Below are 15,897 nucleotides of genomic sequence, written 5' to 3'. Positions count from 1 at the left end.
TTTGTGATTTTGGATATTACAGTAGTAAAAATTTATACAGGATGAGATGAAAAAATTCATGACAAATTATTGCAAAAAAAAGGCCGTTTATTTTCATTGACGCAATTTTGCATTAAAGATATAATATAGTTAAACTAAATATGGTCTTAAGGTCCGAAAGGTTAATAGGGAAAGCGGTGAGAAGCCGCTGCAGCCCCCGCTACTGTAAGCGATGATGAGGCTCAAAAAACCACTGGTGAAACTGGGAAGGTTGAGCTAAAGATGAGTCGCAAGCCAGGAGACCTGCCTTAAGATGTGAAAAACACCTTCGGAGGGGAGGTTGGTAATGTGATACATATTTGCTTTGGAAAATATGGGGCATACCTTCTCGGTATGCCTTAGTTTTTTGAGTTAATGTTTATGTGCTTTGGCTATGTTTCAAATCTTTATAAATAATTTAGGAGGAGAGATCTAAGTGAAAAAGTGGATTAAAAATATTTCGATTTTCATCATAGTAGCAGTTCTTTCATTAAGTCTTGTTTCATGTTCTCAAACTACAAAGGAAAAAGCATCTACTAATGCTAATTCTGTGAAGACGGAAGTTAAGGCTACATTCCCATTGAAAATTACTGATTTTATGGGTAGGCAAGTTACGATAAAAAAGGAGCCTAAGAGGATCGTATCCTTATCTCCATCAACGACCGAGCTGATTTACGCAATTGGCGCTGGCAAAAATGTTGTTGGTGTTACTAATTACGACGATTATCCGCCGGAGGTAAAAAGCGTTGCGAAAGTTGGAGGATATGAAGGGCCTAATATTGAAGCTATAATGGCTCAGAAACCTGATATAGTTTTTGCATCAAATCTTTCTGGGAAGGACCAGATGGAGACTATCGAGAAATCAGGCATACCAGTGGTGGTATTGGAAGCTCAAAACATAAACCAAATATATGATTCAATAAAGATATTAGGTGAGATAACAGGCAATGTAGAAAAGGGAAATGAAATAATAAGCAGCATGAAAGATAAAATTAAAGAGATCAATGATAAAGTGAAGGATTTGCCGAAAGTAAATGTGTTTTATGTTGTTGATACAAATGGGAACTGGACGGCTGGCAAGGGAACATTCATCGATGAGCTTATAACATTGGCTGGTGGAAACAATGTAGCCAGCGATGCAAACGGATGGGCACAGTACAGCATGGAAAAACTGGTACAGAAAAATCCTGATGTGATAATCACATCACCACATGCTGCAAACGCCAATGAAATAAAAAATATGGCAGGTTATAAGGATACAAAAGCGGCGAAAGATGGCAAAATATTTATAATATCCAACGATGACATTGTCACTAAGCCTTCTAATAGAATTGTCTTAGGATTGGAAGAAATTGCAAAAGATTTGCATCCGGAGGCATTTAAATAAATTGAAAGTGAGAAAAAGCTTTTATTTGATAATTTCTGCAATGGTTTTGATTGCATCCTTGATGTTTTCTGCATCAGTGGGTGCAGTCAAAATGCCATTAAAAAGCATTATTGATGTCATTTTTGGCGGTGGCAATGCTACAGACAAGATGATATTGTTAAATCTCAGATTCCCAAGAATAATTGAAGCTGCTTTTACAGGGATGGGACTTTCTGTGGCAGGTACATTCTTTCAAGGTCTTCTAAAAAATCCTATGGCAGATCCTTATGTTTTAGGCATATCATCAGGAGCTGCATTTGGAGCATCTATTGCCATTGTTTTGGGGTTTGGGCTTCTTGGTCTTCAATTTTTTGCGTTTGCGTTTGCTATCATGACTATTTACGTAGTGTACATCATATCCAAAAAAGGACCTTACATTAAAATGCAGACGATGCTTCTTGCAGGCATTGCCATCAGTGCTTTTATGTCATCTATTATTTCTCTCATGATGCTTTTAAACCATGATGAGATGTCCCAGATAGTCTTTTGGACAATGGGTGGATTTAGCCTTATTAGTTGGAGTCAGACTTTTTACACAGTGCCAATCATATTTATTGGGTGTATAACGTTATACGTGTTTTCAAGAGATCTCAATGTCATTATGACAGGTGAAGAGATAGCGGAGCATTTGGGAATAGATACTGAAAGAGTAAAGAAAATTATTTTGATTGTAGGGTCTTTAATAACGGCTTCTTCTGTTTCAGCAGGTGGTATAATTGGATTTGTAGGGCTTATAGTGCCACACATATCGAGGCTTATTGTAGGTTCTGACAACAGATTTTTAGTTCCTTTTAGCGGTATTTTGGGTGCAGCGTTTTTGGTGTTAGCTGACACACTGGCGAGGACTGTGATGGCTCCTGTAGAAATACCAGTTGGCATAATAACTGCTGCCTGCGGTGGTCCGTTTTTCTTATACCTTCTTGTCAAAAATAAAAATAAAGAGGTTAAGTGAAATGACAATAGTAAATGTTGAAGATCTCCATTATAGTTATGGCAATATTCAGGCTTTAAAAGGTGTAAATTTTAAGATAGATGGATATAAAATGGTTGGTATATTGGGAAGCAATGGTTCTGGCAAGACAACTCTTTTGAAAAACATTTCAGGTTATTTGAAGCCCAGCAAAGGCAATGTATTTATAATGGACAAAAGTGTCTATAAAATGCGTTCGAAAGATAGGGCGAGGATTATTGGCTATGTTCCGCAGGATATGTATTTTGACTTTGAATTTACATCTTACGACGTTGTGATGATGGGAAGGACTCCTTATTTAAGGAGATTTCAAAGAGAAACCGAAAAAGACGTAATAAGCGTAAAAGAAGCGATGATTCTTACAAACACATGGGATCTTAAGGATAGATACGTAAATGAATTAAGCGGTGGGCAAAGGCAAAGGGTTTACATCGCAAGGGCATTGGCTCAAGAGCCTAAGATTTTGTTATTGGATGAGCCGATTTCACATTTGGATGTAAAATATCAGATAGAAGTGCTTTCAATACTTAAGCAGTTGACCACAAAGGGAATACTCGTGTTTGCTGTCCTTCATGACATCAATTTATCATCTCAATTTTGCGATCTTATTTTGCTAATGAAAGATGGAGAGATTATATCAATTGGGACGCCAAATGAAGTTATAACTGAAGAAAATATGAAGACGGCTTTTTCTGTGAATGCAGATGTAATCAGAAATCCCATTACAGATACACCGCTTATTGTTATTTCAAAAAGACAAGGGGATGGTTTAACAAGTGGGTAAAGCATTTATGATAGCCGGGACTCATTCTGGTGCGGGGAAGACTACCATTACTATTGGCATAATAGGATATCTTTCTAGAAAGTACAAAGTCATTCCGTTTAAAATAGGTCCTGATTACATAGATACGGCATATCACAGATTTGCATCTGGCAATTTTTCGTACAATTTGGATGTCTACATGCTTGGAGATGAGTACGTAAAAAAGTCCTTTTTAAACCATGCTTTATCTGGGGATGTGGCAGTCATAGAAGGCGTCATGGGGATGTACGACGGAATCAATAATACAAGCTATGGCAGCAGTGCTCATGTGGCAAAACTTTTAAATTTACCTGTCGTACTTGTCGTAGATGCATCTGGAATGGCTGCAAGTGTTTCTGCCTTAGTTAAAGGTTATATAGAATACGATAAAGATGTAAAGATTAAAGGGGTAATATTCAACAGGGTTGGCAGTGAAAAACACTACAAGCTTTTAAAAGAATGTGTCGAAAGAGATTTGGGTATAAAGGCATTTGGATACCTTCCACAGGATGATATGATAAGTCTATCCGAGAGACATCTTGGTCTTATGCCTATATATGAGACAAATGGAGATCACAATTTCAGCATTTTGTACGATAGAATAGGTGAGTTCATAGATGTAGATGGCATTCTCGATGCATGCGATGTGGAATTGAAAAAAGATGATTTAGACGATGGAAAAGCGGCAGCAAAGACAAAAGAAGATATCAAGATTGCATTTGCATACGATGAGGCGTTTAATTTTTACTATCAGGATAGCCTAGATTCATTGATTGATGCAGGAGTAGAACTAATCCCATTTAGTCCTCTACGTGATGAAGCTATTCCTAAAGATGTGGTTGGAATTTACTTAGGTGGAGGATTTCCAGAAGTTTTTGCTGAAAGATTAAGCAAAAATCATTCCATGTTATCTTCAATTAAAGGAAGCATTGAAAAGGGAATGCCAGTCTATGCGGAATGCGGTGGTTTTATGTACCTTGCGAAAAAAATTGTTGATCTAAATGGAGATGGATACAATATGGTGGGAATATTCGATTTAGATGCCATCATGACGAAAAGATTAGTCAATTTTGGCTACGCTGAGGCGGAAGTCGTAAAGGACAATGTGTTATTTAAAAAAGGAGATGTCATCTTTGGTCATGTTTTTCACAACTCGAAGATGTCGGGGATACACGATGATTTTGCATATGAAGTGCATAAACCACATTCTGAAGAAAAGTGGCTGTGCGGATATGTGTACAAAAATTGTTTAGGTACTTATGTTCACATCAACTTATTGAAATACCCGAATGCTGTAGACAGATTTATAAACCATTGCAAAGATTATGGTCGGGAGATGGAAAAGTATGGCACTTAAGATAATGCTTCAAGGTACGGCATCATCTGTTGGGAAGAGTTTGTTGGTGGCTGCTCTCTGCAGGATATTTAAGCAGGACGGATATTCAGTTGCACCATTTAAGTCACAAAATATGGCTCTTAATTCTTTTATAACAGATGAGGGTCTGGAGATGGGACGAGCACAAGCTGTACAAGCTGAAGCTGCAGGCATAAAACCGTCGGTGCTTATGAATCCTATACTTTTAAAGCCAAGTTCAGACAAAAATTGTCAAGTTATACTAAGAGGAAAAGTTTATGACAGCATGGATGCATCTTGCTATCAGAGATTCAAGCCGAAACTTTTAAGCATGATAAAAGAGGATTTTGACAAGCTTAGCCAGTCGTACGACATAGTAGTGATTGAAGGTGCTGGAAGTCCTGCTGAGATAAATCTTAGAGAAAAAGACGTTGTAAATATGGGATTGGCGGAGTTGGTGGATTCACCGGTATTGATAGTAGGCGACATAGATAAAGGCGGTGTCTTTGCATCGATAGCAGGCACACTATTGCTTTTAAATGATGATAAAAGAGAAAGGGTAAAAGGCGTCATAATAAACAAATTTAGAGGCGACTTAGAGATATTAAAGCCGGGCTTAAAGATGCTGGAGGACATAATTAAAAAGGATGTCATTGGCGTAGTTCCTTACATGGATGTATATGTTGATGAGGAGGACAGTGCAACGGATGCTTATTACGGGAGAAAAAGCGGTGGGGCTATTGATATTGCGATTTTAAATCTTCCCCACATATCCAATTTTACTGATTTTGAACCATTGAAGAAGATTCAAGATGTAAATGTAAGGTACGTAAATAAAGGGGAGAAAATCGGCGACTGCGATGTATTGATAATACCAGGTACGAAAAATACAATAGGTGACCTTAAAGTGATTAAAGATGCCGGACTTCACCATGAGATTTTGAATTTGAGAAAAATGGGAAAGCTTATAATCGGCATATGTGGAGGATATCAGATGTTGGGAAAAAGGATATCTGATCCACAACACATAGAAGGACCTGTTAGTGAGATGGAAGGTTTAGGATTATTAGACATAGAGACAGTTATTTTAAATGAAAAGATCACAACACAGGTGAAAGCTCAAATTTCTGATGATTTGCCTGATTTTTTATCGCCGCTTAGAGAACTGTTTGTAGATGGATACGAAATACACATGGGCATAAGTTCTACAGGAGAAAAAAGTTTTTCCAATATCATTACAAGAAACGATGAAAAAATATCTGTCAGTGACGGATGTGTAAGCAGTGATGGGAAAGTGTTTGGTACGTATATGCATGGAATATTTGAAAACACGGAGTTCACAATGCGACTTGTAAATATTTTAAGAAGCTCAAAGGGATTAAAAGATATAGATTACATTGAAGACTACAGGAAGTTTAAAGAAAGAGAGTACGACAGGTTGGCAGATGTAGTAAGAAAGAGCTTAGACATAAATAAAATTTACCAGATAATGAAAGGTAGTCTTTGATATGGAAGTGATAGCTGCATATTTTTTAGATTTAATGATAGGCGATCCGCCAGGATATCCTCATCCAGTAAGACTCATGGGAAGACTAATCAGCTTTTTAGAGTGCAAATTTAGAAAGATTGCTAAAACTGAAAGGCAAGAAAGAATCGCCGGTTATTTCTTGTGTGCCATTGTTGTCTTTACAAGCTATATAAGCGGGTACTTTATCATTTACATTGTAAAAGAAATAAATGTCTATTTGGGCAAGATTTTAGATATGCTTCTCATCTACACTTGCCTTGCAACTAATGATTTAGCGAAATCAGCTATGAGAGTATACAATCCTCTTAAAAAAGACAACATTGTTGAAGCTCGGAAGATGTTGTCTTTCATTGTAAGCCGTGATACGGAAAATTTAGGCTACAGTGATATCATAAGAGGTGTCATTGAGACAGTGGCGGAAAACATATCTGATGGTATAATTGGGCCTTTGTTTTACGCTTTTATAGGCGGTACGCCGTTGGCATTGGCTTACAAGGCTTCCAGTACACTTGACTCGATGGTTGGCTATAAAAATGAAAGATATTTAAACATAGGATATGCTTCTGCAAAGCTTGACGATATTTTAAATTTCCTGCCAGCCAGGATAACAGGGCTTTTGATTGTAGCATCATCATTTTTGCTGAGATATGATTATAAAAATAGTTTTCGCATTTTAAAAAGGGATAGATTAAAGCACGAAAGTCCCAACAGTGCACACGGGGAAGCTGCTGTTGCAGGTGCGCTAAATGTGGAGTTGGGAGGGCTTAACTACTATTTTGGAAAGCCTGAACTGAAACCTAAGTTGGGAGATGGCAAAGAAGCACTTGAATTAAAACACATCAAGGATACTGTAAAGATAATGTATATGACATCTTTTCTGGGGTTTATTTTATTCTTTTCTTTTAAAACAATATTAACAGGAGGTATATAGATGAATACAAAGACAACAACGATTAAAAATGTTAAAACATTGACGCTTGTGGCTATGCTTATCGCCATGAGTGCCGTTGGTGCCATGATTAAAGTTTACAATACGGTGGCGTTTGATTCACTGCCGGGATATTTTGCGTCCCTTTATTTTGGAGGATACATAGGAGCAATCGTCATTTCTTTAGGCCACATTTTTACTGCACTTACATCCGGCTTTCCGCTTGGAATACCAAATCACATCATCATTGCTGTGTCGATGGCTGTATGTGCATATTTTTATTCATTGGCGTATAAGAAGTTTAACAGCTATGTGGCAGTCGCTGTTGGTACCATATTAAATGGGCCCGTTGCAACACTTATCTTTGTACCGCAGTACGGTTGGGGATTTTTCATTCAGATGGTGTTGCCGCTTACTATTGCATCTTTTGCAAATGTCCTTTTAGCGTCTATCATCTATAAGACAGTTTTAAAAATGATAAAAAGGTGATAGATGTATATGATAGAGAAGTACAGGGATGTTTTAATCATACACGAAGGCGATGTTGCATTCGCCGTATCATGTGACAGCACAGGTGCAATCGGGGAAAAGGAAAATGATGTTTTAAAGGTAGATGCTGAGATGGTAGGTAGAGCAGCCATAAAAGTTGCATTATCAGAGCTTTTGTGTATTGGTGCTTGGCCAATCGCAATATCAGATGCCTTGTCAAATGAAATGAATCCCACTGGCATTAAGATCATAGATGGAATAAAAAAAGAGCTTGTTGAAAATGAGATATATGACGTTGCTTTAACTGGCAGCACAGAGGAAAATTTCCCCTCAACTATGACAGGTGTTGGCGTGACAGCAATTGGAAGGGCAGCGAAAGAGGATTTGAAAGTGCGAAAGGCTATGGCAGGCATGGAAGTAGGACTTTTTGGTTACCCCCGTGTTGGACAAGAGGTTTTGCGTTTTAATGATATTCTTTCCCTTAAAGACTATGTGAAAATATTTAGATGCAATGAAATAGCAGAAGCAATTCCTGTAGGGTCAAAGGGAGTAAAGTATGAGCTTGATGTTCTTAAATTTACTTCTGGACTAGATTTATTAAGAAAATACGATGACGAGATTGATGATGAAAAGTCAGGTGGACCTTCCACATGTTGCATTGTAGTTTACAAAGAAGATGATAGGCAGATAGTTAAAAATCTCTTAGACAAGCCATTTATTCGGTTAGGAAGACTCTTTTGAGGTGAATTGAATGGATAAATACGAACATGGTGGCAATATTTATATTTACGATAAAGATGTGATAGATTTTAGCTCAAACATAAATCCTTTTGGCTTTCCGGAGTGTATAAAAGATTCCATTGATATTGCGGATTTGACAAAGTACCCTGATGTAAACTACACAAAATTAAAAAATTCTATTTCAAAATATACAGAGCTGAAAAGTGAAAATATAATAGTAGGAAATGGCGCTTCTGAACTTATCTACCTTTTTGTACGGGCATTTTCTATTAAAAAGCCTCTTATTCCATCACCTGCTTTTTTGGAATACGAAAGAGCAGCTACATTGTCAGGCGGAAATCCTTTGTACTACCGGATTTCTGAAAAAAATGGATACGTGATTGATGTAAATGAAATAGCAAATCGCCTCAAAGAAGTGGATTCTATCATCATAGGAAATCCAAACAATCCTACAGGAAAGGCATTAAAGCGAAAAGATGTGGAATACATGGTGAAGGAAGCGAAAAAGCTTGATTTGCCGGTGATGATAGATGAAGCGTTTATAGAATTTATATGCGATTATGAAGAATACCAGTCTTTAGATCTTATAAATGACTACGATAATCTTTTTGTAGTAAGAGCTGCCACTAAATTCTTTGGGCTGCCTGGATTGCGCTTAGGATACGGTTTTGGAAGTGAAAATTTGATAAAGAGATTGGAAGCTTATAAAGAGCCTTGGACGGTAAATGTTTTTGCTGATACAGCAGGGAGAAAGATTTTTGATGATGTCAAATTTATGAAAAATACGAGAAAATACATAAAAGAGGAAATAAATTATTTGACGAAAGAGCTTAAAAAGGTAGATGAATTAGTCGTTTTTGACACGCAGGTCAATTTTATGCTTATAAAGTTGAAGAACCGGCGAGTTAATGATTTAAAAGAAGAATTGTTAAAAAGAGGGATACTGATAAGAGATGCATCAAATTTCAGGTATTTGGACGATAAGTATTTTAGAGTGGCTGTAAAAAGCCATTGTGACAATGTAAAACTGGTAGAATCTATAAAAGAAGTTCTAAAATGATTTTTCCGAAAGAAGGTGTTTTTATTGGATTTGATTATGGTGACAGGTGGCGCAAGGTCTGGCAAAAGCCAGTTTGCAGAAAGCCTTGCTGTAAAATATGCTGGGAACAGTGTCCTTTACATAGCCACATCTATACCATTTGACGATGAGATGAAAGAAAGAGTTAGAAGGCACAGAGAAAGAAGGCCAAAGGAGTGGGAAACAGTAGAAGCTTACAAAGGCATTTTTGATATAATAAGAAGCACAGATAAGAAAGCTGTGCTTTTAGACTGTCTGACAGTGATGGTGTCTAATCTGCTTTTAGAGATAGATATGACGTGGGAAGAGAAAGATTTAGAAGATGTAGTAAGAGCCGAAGAAAAAATAAGCAGGGAAGTTGATGGCTTTATAAAAGCCTCTAAAGAGAAGGATAAAGATGTAATAGTCGTGACAAATGAAGTTGGAATGGGACTTGTCCCAGAATATAAATTGGGAAGGATATTTAGGGACATATCAGGTAGAATGAACAAAAAAATTGCTGAGAATGCCGATTATGTCTATTTTATGGTTTCAGGCATACCCTTAGAAATAAAAAATAATAGCTTACGGTGATGTGATGAATAAGATGGATGAGATAAAGGCTTTTATATTATCGTTTCAATTTATGACAAGGATACCTATTAATATTCAAATTGATGCAGATAAAAATGACTTTCACAGGATGGTCAAATATTTTCCCTTTGTAGGTGGGGTTGTTGGCTCTGTTGCAAGTTTCATGTTTTTTGCTTCTAAAAATATATTTCCCCGGGAAATAGCCGTCACAGTAGCTGTAGCATCATCGTACATTCTGACAGGTGCTATGCACATCGATGGGTTTGCAGACACATTCGATGGTCTTTTTAGCAACAGAAGTCGGGATAGAATGCTTGAGATAATGAAGGATTCAAGGCTTGGGACGAATGGAGTTCTCGCTTTGGTTTTTTTAATAATTTTAAAGATATTGCTTTTAAATGACATCAAAGGCAACATATATTCTACATTGATATTGATGCCTCTTATTGGACGTTTTTCCATAATTTTAGCAGCGTATGCATCGAAATCAGCGAGAGGTGGAGAAGGGCTGGGAGGACTTATCATTGGCAAAATATCTATCGTGGAATTAATATTAAGCTTATTATTTACATCGTTTGTTGGCATGATTTTTGTCCATTTTACAGTGTTGCTGAAGCTTTTAGCTATCTCATCAATTGTCACGTATATTATCACTAAGTACATATCTATGAGAATAGGTGGTATGACAGGTGATACATTAGGTGCTGTCAATGAATTTGCAGAGCTTGTGATTGCTGTTTCGATGTATCTAATGAGCGCCATAAAATTGTAGGTTTTTAAAAAAGTTCAGATAAAGCATGAATAATTTTAAGGTTAAATTTATCATCTTGATTATCATAACATATTGATGTATTATAAGTATGAAGGAGATGATGTTATGCGCACGACAATAAATGTATCTGAGGATATTCTCAAAGAAGCTGAAATGCTGTATGAGACCAACAACAGGTCGAAAGCTGTTGAAGAGGCGTTGAAGGATGCCATAAGGATGAAAAAATTGCAGCATTTGATGGAACTTAAGGGAAAGATAAACTTTTCAATAGATTCTTCAGACATTGAAAAATTAAGGAGCATGGAAATCGATGAAAGATAAAATACTTGTTGATACATCTGTATGGATAGAATATTTTAGGGACAAACGAGAGATTGTTGAGATTATCGATGATATGCTTTTGCAGGGCAGAATCTATATAACAGGCCTTATAATTGCTGAACTTCTTCAAGGAGTGAAGACAGAAAAAGAGAGAGGGATGCTTGAAAGGTATATTGATTCGATACCGACGGTATCATGTGATGATAAGGATTGGATTGGAGTTGGAAAACTTTCTTTTAAATTGAGGAGAGATGGCAAAACCATACCAATGTCAGATGTGCTTATTGCTTATTTAGCGATAAAAAATGATATGATGATATTCTCATTTGATGGACATTTTAAAATGATAGACGGCGTTAAACTGTTTGACCATATAGCCGTTTAACTGTATAATGGAGTAAAGACAGTTCGCAAAATCCTGTCTATAAACAAAACTACGGAGGAGATAAAATTGAACAGTAAAACTAAGAAGATAGTCTACGGAGCATTGATCGCTGCAGTGTACGCAGCCGTCACAGTGGCCCTTGCGCCTATAAGCTATGGGCAAGTTCAAGTAAGGGTTGCTGAAGCATTGACAATCATGCCTTTCTTTTCGTCGTATTCCATTTTTGGACTTTTTGTTGGATGCATAATTGCAAATATGATAGGCGGAAATGGAATATTCGATGTGGTTTTTGGCTCTTTAGCGACGCTAATTAGCGCTGTAATAACGTATTATATTGGCAAATCGAATCTTAGATATAAGCGGTATTTAGCACCGTTGCCGCCTGTTGTAATAAATGGAATCATCATCGGAATAGAATTAAATTTCCTTTACAAACTTCCTCTTGTAGCTTCGATGCTATGGGTTGGATTAGGTGAGATGATAGCGTGCTATGTGCTGGGATTACCATTGCTTTTGTACATAGATAAAAATGACAAGATAAAAAGCGTTATCGGATAGACTTAATACATATTTAATTTGAAATAGCTTTTACATCCTGATAAAATAAAATCAGGATTATTTTTTTGAGGAAGATGCTATGTTTGGATATATAAAGCCTTACAAACCTGAGATGAAGATAAAAGATTACGATGTTTTTAAGGCGTATTACTGTGGCCTATGCAAGGAAATCGGAAGAAAATATGGCGAGATAAGCCGATTGACTTTGAACTATGAGCTTACGTATCTTGCAATTTTTTTATCGGCCTTGTCTGACGAGGAGATATGCATAAGAAAAGAAAGCTGTGTGGCAAATCCGTTTAAGAAAAAACCTATTATGAAAGAAAACCCGTATATTGCTTATGCGGCAGATATGAATGCAATACTTATGTACTATAAATTTTTGGACGACAAAAAAGATGATAAATCTTTAAACGCAGCTTTATTGGAGTCTTTTTTTAAGACAAAATATAGAAAGGCGTATAAGTCATACTTAGAAAAGGCGGAAAAAATAAAAAGGTATTTAGAAGCTTTAAAGGGATTAGAAGAAACGAAGTGTTCATCTGTTGATGTGGCTTCTGAACCATTTGCCAATGTCATGAAAGAAGTGTTTCTAAAAGAGGATCTAAAAATTGGCGATGAAGATTATGCTAAAATCGGTCAAATCGCATATCACTTAGGAAGATTTGTGTATATTTTAGATGCCTACGATGATTTGAAAAATGATTTAAAAAACGGCAGTTACAATCCTTTTATATATCAGTACAATCTTTCTTACAAACAAACAGGCGATGATGAGCTGGAACATACACTGGATGAGATCAAGGAGTGGACAAAATTTAATTTGACTTTTACGCTTTCTACGATAGTTAAATTGTATGAGCATTTGAAGTTCAAAAAGAATGTTGGAATAATCGACAATATTTTTAGAGTTGGACTTTACATGGAATTTATGAGGGTTATGGAAGGAGATAAATCATGCAAAATCCGTACGAAGTCTTAGGACTTAAAGAGGGAGCATCAATTGAAGAAGTAAAAAAGGCATATAGAGAGCTTGTAAAAAAATATCATCCTGACCAGTATGCAGACAATCCACTTAAAGATTTAGCGGAGGAGAAACTGAGGGAGATTAACGATGCGTATAAGGCTATAATGGAAGGAGAAGCTTTTAGAAGTGATTACACCAATGATAGAACTTATGGAAGTGGCAATAGTTCATACAGTGACAGCAGTTCCATGTACTATGAAGTAATAAATGCTCTTAACAGAAATGATTTGTACGCTGCGGAAGCTATCTTAAACCGAATGACTGATAGAAGTGCACAGTGGTATTATCTCTACGGTCATGTAAATTACAGGAGAGGAAGATTTGGGGAGGCGTATAACTGCTTTAGGACGGCTGTCAACATGGATCCTGGCAATATTGAGTACCGTGAAGCATTAAACAACATGGAGATGCAAAGAGGTGTTTACCAAGGTGATGTTTACCGAAAGACGATGAACGATGATTGCTGTCAGACTCTTTTTGCTATATGGGCTTGTGACACATGCTGCGAATGTATGGGCGGAGATATGTTTAGATGCTTTTAGGGAGTTGATTTTATGTCAAGAGAGAGGTCGCTTTCTTTAGGGGGTATGCTTGCTGCTGTAAATGTGATTTTGCTTTTCATCTCTGCAGCAATGCCTACCAGTAGACTTTTTCTGCTGGTTTTATCTTCCTTTTCTGTATCTATAATGGTCATAGAAGCAAATGCTAATGTAGGAGCAGCGTTTTATTTTGCTACATCGTTGTTGGCATTTATATTGATACCAAACAAGATTATAGCTTTTTATTATGCGTGCTTTTTTGGATTTTACGGAATCGTAAAATCGTACATAGAAAGGCTGTCATTAAATAGATTTTTTGAATACGTCTTAAAGCTTATTGTATTCAATCTATCTTTATCTATCATTTATGTGGTGTTTAAATACGTTTTTGCTGCAAATATATTTACAGGCTCTTATTCCACAGTGTTGGTTTTTGCATTGCTGCAAGTATCGTTTGTAATTTACGATTACGCATATACTGTTTTTGTGTCATTTTATCTGAAAAAGGTAAAAAGGCATTAATGACTACGCATTAATGCCAAATACAAACTGCACAAAAGTTCCGAATAGGTAAGACAATGCTGCCGCTCCTAAACCTGACAATACCATTTCGATTATTTTATTTTTTATGGATAGGCTTTCAGAGGCTATTGAGACTACCATACCTACGATAGAAAGTGCTATAGCGGCGAAAATCACAGAGAGAATCAATGCTAATACCGATGATGAAGTGATGAAGAAGTAGGGAATGACGGGAAAGAAAAGTCCTACCAAATACGCCAAGCCTGTGTACAAAGCTGATTTTATCTCATTTTCTTTTACTTCTTCCACCAGCAAATTTGCCATGGCATTTTCGTTGTCGCCTAATTTTTCTACGATTTCTTGACTTATATCGTCAGGTATGCCTGATTCACTTAACTTGTTTAGAAGTTCTTCTTTAGCTCTATTTTTTGATACGTTAAATAGAAGCTCCATCTTGCTTTTGATGCCTTCATTTACCTGTCTTTGAGATCTTACAGATGTATATGCGCCTATTGCCATAGACAATGCGCCTGCAATACCTACCACAAGGCCAGATGCACCGACGATAAGCGGTTTGCTTTGGTACACAGCCGAAAGACCTGTGACAGTTCCTAATATTTCTACCAATCCGTCGTTCATGCCAAGTATAAAGTCTCGTATATTGGAGAAATTCGCTTCTTTGTTTTGGTTGCCTAAATTTTTTTCATGTTCCAGTTCATCTTCTATAATAAAAGCGAGACCTTGACGCTCTGATTCTGTTAGAATGGGGTCCTTGTAGTATTCATAGTATTCATCAGTGCTGTTTGATTCCTGCATCTCTAAAAGTATTATAAAAAGGCGGCTTCCAAGGAGTGTCCGCAGAATTTTATAAAACCACAGACTGTTAGCGCGCACTTTTGGTTTTAGCTTTACACCTCTATCGCTTAAAAAGTCGTACCAAAACTTCGTATGATTTGCCTCAATCTTTGACAGTTCCTCAAATAACTCCTTTACTTCCTTTTTAGATTCTACTTTTGCAAGGTAAGAGTACAACTGCTTTGCATTTAATTCATCGTAGTAAAATTTTTTGGCCTTTTCGATTGCCTGCATTTCAACTCCTCCTCCCATATATTTCATTTTATATTATTTAACATAAACATACAAGGCATCATATAAAAAAGACATTAAAATGCGAATTACTATCACATTTTAATGCCTTTTTAATCATGTCTAAGTATTATTTTTTTGCCTTTTCTAAGGCGTTTTTGACGGCTATCTTCCAGTTTGTAGTCGTCTCTGTAGCACCTGCTATTGTGTCAACATTGTAAGTTTGCTTTTTGATCATCTCATTGGCCATATCGACTCTGAACTTTTTTAAATTAGGATATACTTTGCCTGTCTTTGGGTCTTTTTGACCTGTCCATTTGTCGTAATTTATTTCTTTTCCGCTTTTATCCAAGCGCCTTAATGTTATGCTTGTTATTTTTCCATTTTTTATTACGACTGTAGCGTCTTCACTGCCTTCAGACCATTTTGGACCGGCACCTGTGTATGTACCATCTTTGTAAGATACTTTAGGCGTAGTTTGAGGCTTTGGCTTTTGAGTCGATGGCTTTGTCATAGTTTTGCATGAAACAAGGCTTAAAGCCAAAACTGCAATTATAGCTATGGATATGATTTTTCTTAATGCTTTCATCTTATTCCTCCTAAACTCGTTATTTACTATTTATTTTTCTTCAAGAAGATGATATTATTCAAAAATTCACTAAAATTTAACATACAACTTTTACAATTTGTTAATCGATTTAACAAAATTCTGACACAACTTCAGGACATAATAGTAAATGAAAAAGGAGGTGCAGATTTTGTTTAGACAATTTTATGTAA

The 15,897-nt window shown here is 36.5% G+C and carries 19 protein-coding genes and 1 riboswitch; of the genes, 17 read left to right on the top strand and 2 right to left on the bottom strand.

What is annotated here, in order from left to right; all coding sequences use genetic code 11:
• Nucleotides 1–132: 132 nt before the first annotated feature.
• Nucleotides 133–304, top strand: a riboswitch (cobalamin riboswitch).
• Nucleotides 305–454: 150 nt separating this feature from the next.
• From BVF91_RS01655 to BVF91_RS01575, 17 genes are all read left to right on the top strand, one after another.
• Entirely contained in the window at nt 455–1,405 is a 951-nt protein-coding gene (locus tag BVF91_RS01655; protein ID WP_085111795.1) for an ABC transporter substrate-binding protein, read from the top strand.
• Between the two features lie 40 nt (nt 1,406–1,445).
• Nucleotides 1,446–2,396, top strand: a complete 951-nt coding sequence (locus BVF91_RS01650) for a FecCD family ABC transporter permease (protein ID WP_206198997.1) — start codon at nt 1,446–1,448, stop codon at nt 2,394–2,396.
• A gap of 1 nt (nt 2,397) precedes the next feature.
• The gene (locus BVF91_RS01645; RefSeq protein ID WP_085111793.1) at nt 2,398–3,198 is read left to right on the top strand and encodes an ABC transporter ATP-binding protein; all 801 of its coding nucleotides are present in this window, start codon (nt 2,398–2,400) and stop codon (nt 3,196–3,198) included.
• Nucleotides 3,191–4,573: a cobyrinic acid a,c-diamide synthase CobB gene (locus BVF91_RS01640; protein ID WP_085111792.1), complete on the top strand. Its 1,383-nt coding sequence runs from the start codon at nt 3,191–3,193 to the stop codon at nt 4,571–4,573. Before BVF91_RS01645 ends, BVF91_RS01640 begins: the two co-directional genes overlap by 8 nt.
• Complete coding sequence (locus tag BVF91_RS01635; protein WP_085111791.1) at nt 4,563–6,077, top strand: cobyric acid synthase; 1,515 nt, start codon at nt 4,563–4,565, stop codon at nt 6,075–6,077. Before BVF91_RS01640 ends, BVF91_RS01635 begins: the two co-directional genes overlap by 11 nt.
• Nucleotide 6,078: 1 nt before the next feature.
• Entirely contained in the window at nt 6,079–7,029 is a 951-nt protein-coding gene (gene cbiB / locus BVF91_RS01630) for an adenosylcobinamide-phosphate synthase CbiB (RefSeq protein ID WP_085111790.1), read from the top strand.
• Entirely contained in the window at nt 7,030–7,515 is a 486-nt protein-coding gene (locus tag BVF91_RS01625; protein WP_085111789.1) for an ECF transporter S component, read from the top strand.
• Between the two features lie 9 nt (nt 7,516–7,524).
• Nucleotides 7,525–8,256 carry an AIR synthase related protein gene (locus BVF91_RS01620; protein ID WP_085111788.1) on the top strand — a complete coding sequence of 244 codons (732 nt, stop codon included), beginning with the start codon at nt 7,525–7,527 and terminating at the stop codon, nt 8,254–8,256.
• A gap of 10 nt (nt 8,257–8,266) precedes the next feature.
• Entirely contained in the window at nt 8,267–9,316 is a 1,050-nt protein-coding gene (cobD, locus tag BVF91_RS01615) for a threonine-phosphate decarboxylase CobD (RefSeq protein ID WP_085111787.1), read from the top strand.
• A 24-nt stretch (nt 9,317–9,340) separates the two neighbouring features.
• Nucleotides 9,341–9,907, top strand: a complete 567-nt coding sequence (gene cobU / locus BVF91_RS01610) for a bifunctional adenosylcobinamide kinase/adenosylcobinamide-phosphate guanylyltransferase (RefSeq protein WP_085111786.1) — start codon at nt 9,341–9,343, stop codon at nt 9,905–9,907.
• A 13-nt stretch (nt 9,908–9,920) separates the two neighbouring features.
• Complete coding sequence (gene cobS, locus BVF91_RS01605; protein ID WP_085111860.1) at nt 9,921–10,679, top strand: adenosylcobinamide-GDP ribazoletransferase; 759 nt, start codon at nt 9,921–9,923, stop codon at nt 10,677–10,679.
• A gap of 105 nt (nt 10,680–10,784) precedes the next feature.
• On the top strand, nt 10,785–11,000 hold the full coding sequence (locus BVF91_RS01600; RefSeq protein ID WP_085111785.1) for a type II toxin-antitoxin system VapB family antitoxin: 216 nt from the start codon (nt 10,785–10,787) through the stop codon (nt 10,998–11,000).
• Entirely contained in the window at nt 10,990–11,385 is a 396-nt protein-coding gene (vapC, locus tag BVF91_RS01595) for a type II toxin-antitoxin system VapC family toxin (protein ID WP_085111784.1), read from the top strand. The genes BVF91_RS01600 and vapC overlap by 11 nt, the downstream gene beginning before the upstream one ends.
• Before the next feature lie 66 nt (nt 11,386–11,451).
• Entirely contained in the window at nt 11,452–11,943 is a 492-nt protein-coding gene (locus BVF91_RS01590) for a QueT transporter family protein (RefSeq protein ID WP_085111783.1), read from the top strand.
• A gap of 79 nt (nt 11,944–12,022) precedes the next feature.
• Nucleotides 12,023–12,925, top strand: coding sequence for a DUF5685 family protein (locus BVF91_RS01585; protein WP_085111782.1), 903 nt, complete (start codon nt 12,023–12,025; stop codon nt 12,923–12,925).
• Nucleotides 12,901–13,512 carry a J domain-containing protein gene (locus tag BVF91_RS01580; protein WP_085111781.1) on the top strand — a complete coding sequence of 204 codons (612 nt, stop codon included), beginning with the start codon at nt 12,901–12,903 and terminating at the stop codon, nt 13,510–13,512. Before BVF91_RS01585 ends, BVF91_RS01580 begins: the two co-directional genes overlap by 25 nt.
• 12 nt (nt 13,513–13,524) lie before the next feature.
• On the top strand, nt 13,525–14,031 hold the full coding sequence (locus BVF91_RS01575) for a hypothetical protein (protein ID WP_085111780.1): 507 nt from the start codon (nt 13,525–13,527) through the stop codon (nt 14,029–14,031).
• Nucleotides 14,032–14,034: 3 nt separating this feature from the next.
• Here the strand turns inward: BVF91_RS01575 and BVF91_RS01570 are convergent, their stop codons facing one another.
• Together BVF91_RS01570 and BVF91_RS01565 are read right to left on the bottom strand one after the other, a co-directional pair.
• A complete protein-coding gene (locus BVF91_RS01570) occupies nt 14,035–15,120 on the bottom strand; it encodes a VIT1/CCC1 transporter family protein (protein ID WP_085111779.1) in 1,086 nt (361 codons plus the stop codon).
• Between the two features lie 127 nt (nt 15,121–15,247).
• The gene (locus tag BVF91_RS01565) at nt 15,248–15,706 is read right to left on the bottom strand and encodes an FMN-binding protein (RefSeq protein ID WP_085111778.1); all 459 of its coding nucleotides are present in this window, start codon (nt 15,704–15,706) and stop codon (nt 15,248–15,250) included.
• Nucleotides 15,707–15,897 lie beyond the last annotated feature (191 nt).

It is taken from the genome of Thermoanaerobacterium sp. PSU-2, from assembly GCF_002102475.1.
GTDB lineage: Bacteria > Bacillota > Thermoanaerobacteria > Thermoanaerobacterales > Thermoanaerobacteraceae > Thermoanaerobacterium.
This window is presented reverse-complemented; position numbering and strand designations above follow the sequence as displayed.

What these genes read in the sequence shown, in the direction of transcription:
- BVF91_RS01650 (WP_206198997.1), top strand. Translation starts at nt 1,446, where the DNA reads ATGGTTTTGATTGCATCCTTGATGTTTTCTGCATCAGTGGGTGCAGTC.
- BVF91_RS01645 (WP_085111793.1), top strand. Translation starts at nt 2,398, where the DNA reads ATGACAATAGTAAATGTTGAAGATCTCCATTATAGTTATGGCAATATT.
- BVF91_RS01635 (WP_085111791.1), top strand. Translation starts at nt 4,563, where the DNA reads ATGGCACTTAAGATAATGCTTCAAGGTACGGCATCATCTGTTGGGAAG.
- cbiB (WP_085111790.1), top strand. Translation starts at nt 6,079, where the DNA reads ATGGAAGTGATAGCTGCATATTTTTTAGATTTAATGATAGGCGATCCG.
- BVF91_RS01625 (WP_085111789.1), top strand. Translation starts at nt 7,030, where the DNA reads ATGAATACAAAGACAACAACGATTAAAAATGTTAAAACATTGACGCTT.
- BVF91_RS01620 (WP_085111788.1), top strand. Translation starts at nt 7,525, where the DNA reads ATGATAGAGAAGTACAGGGATGTTTTAATCATACACGAAGGCGATGTT.
- cobD (WP_085111787.1), top strand. Translation starts at nt 8,267, where the DNA reads ATGGATAAATACGAACATGGTGGCAATATTTATATTTACGATAAAGAT.
- cobS (WP_085111860.1), top strand. Translation starts at nt 9,921, where the DNA reads ATGGATGAGATAAAGGCTTTTATATTATCGTTTCAATTTATGACAAGG.
- BVF91_RS01600 (WP_085111785.1), top strand. Translation starts at nt 10,785, where the DNA reads ATGCGCACGACAATAAATGTATCTGAGGATATTCTCAAAGAAGCTGAA.
- vapC (WP_085111784.1), top strand. Translation starts at nt 10,990, where the DNA reads ATGAAAGATAAAATACTTGTTGATACATCTGTATGGATAGAATATTTT.
- BVF91_RS01585 (WP_085111782.1), top strand. Translation starts at nt 12,023, where the DNA reads ATGTTTGGATATATAAAGCCTTACAAACCTGAGATGAAGATAAAAGAT.
- BVF91_RS01580 (WP_085111781.1), top strand. Translation starts at nt 12,901, where the DNA reads ATGCAAAATCCGTACGAAGTCTTAGGACTTAAAGAGGGAGCATCAATT.
- BVF91_RS01575 (WP_085111780.1), top strand. Translation starts at nt 13,525, where the DNA reads ATGTCAAGAGAGAGGTCGCTTTCTTTAGGGGGTATGCTTGCTGCTGTA.
- BVF91_RS01570 (WP_085111779.1), bottom strand. Translation starts at nt 15,120, where the DNA reads ATGCAGGCAATCGAAAAGGCCAAAAAATTTTACTACGATGAATTAAAT.
- BVF91_RS01565 (WP_085111778.1), bottom strand. Translation starts at nt 15,706, where the DNA reads ATGAAAGCATTAAGAAAAATCATATCCATAGCTATAATTGCAGTTTTG.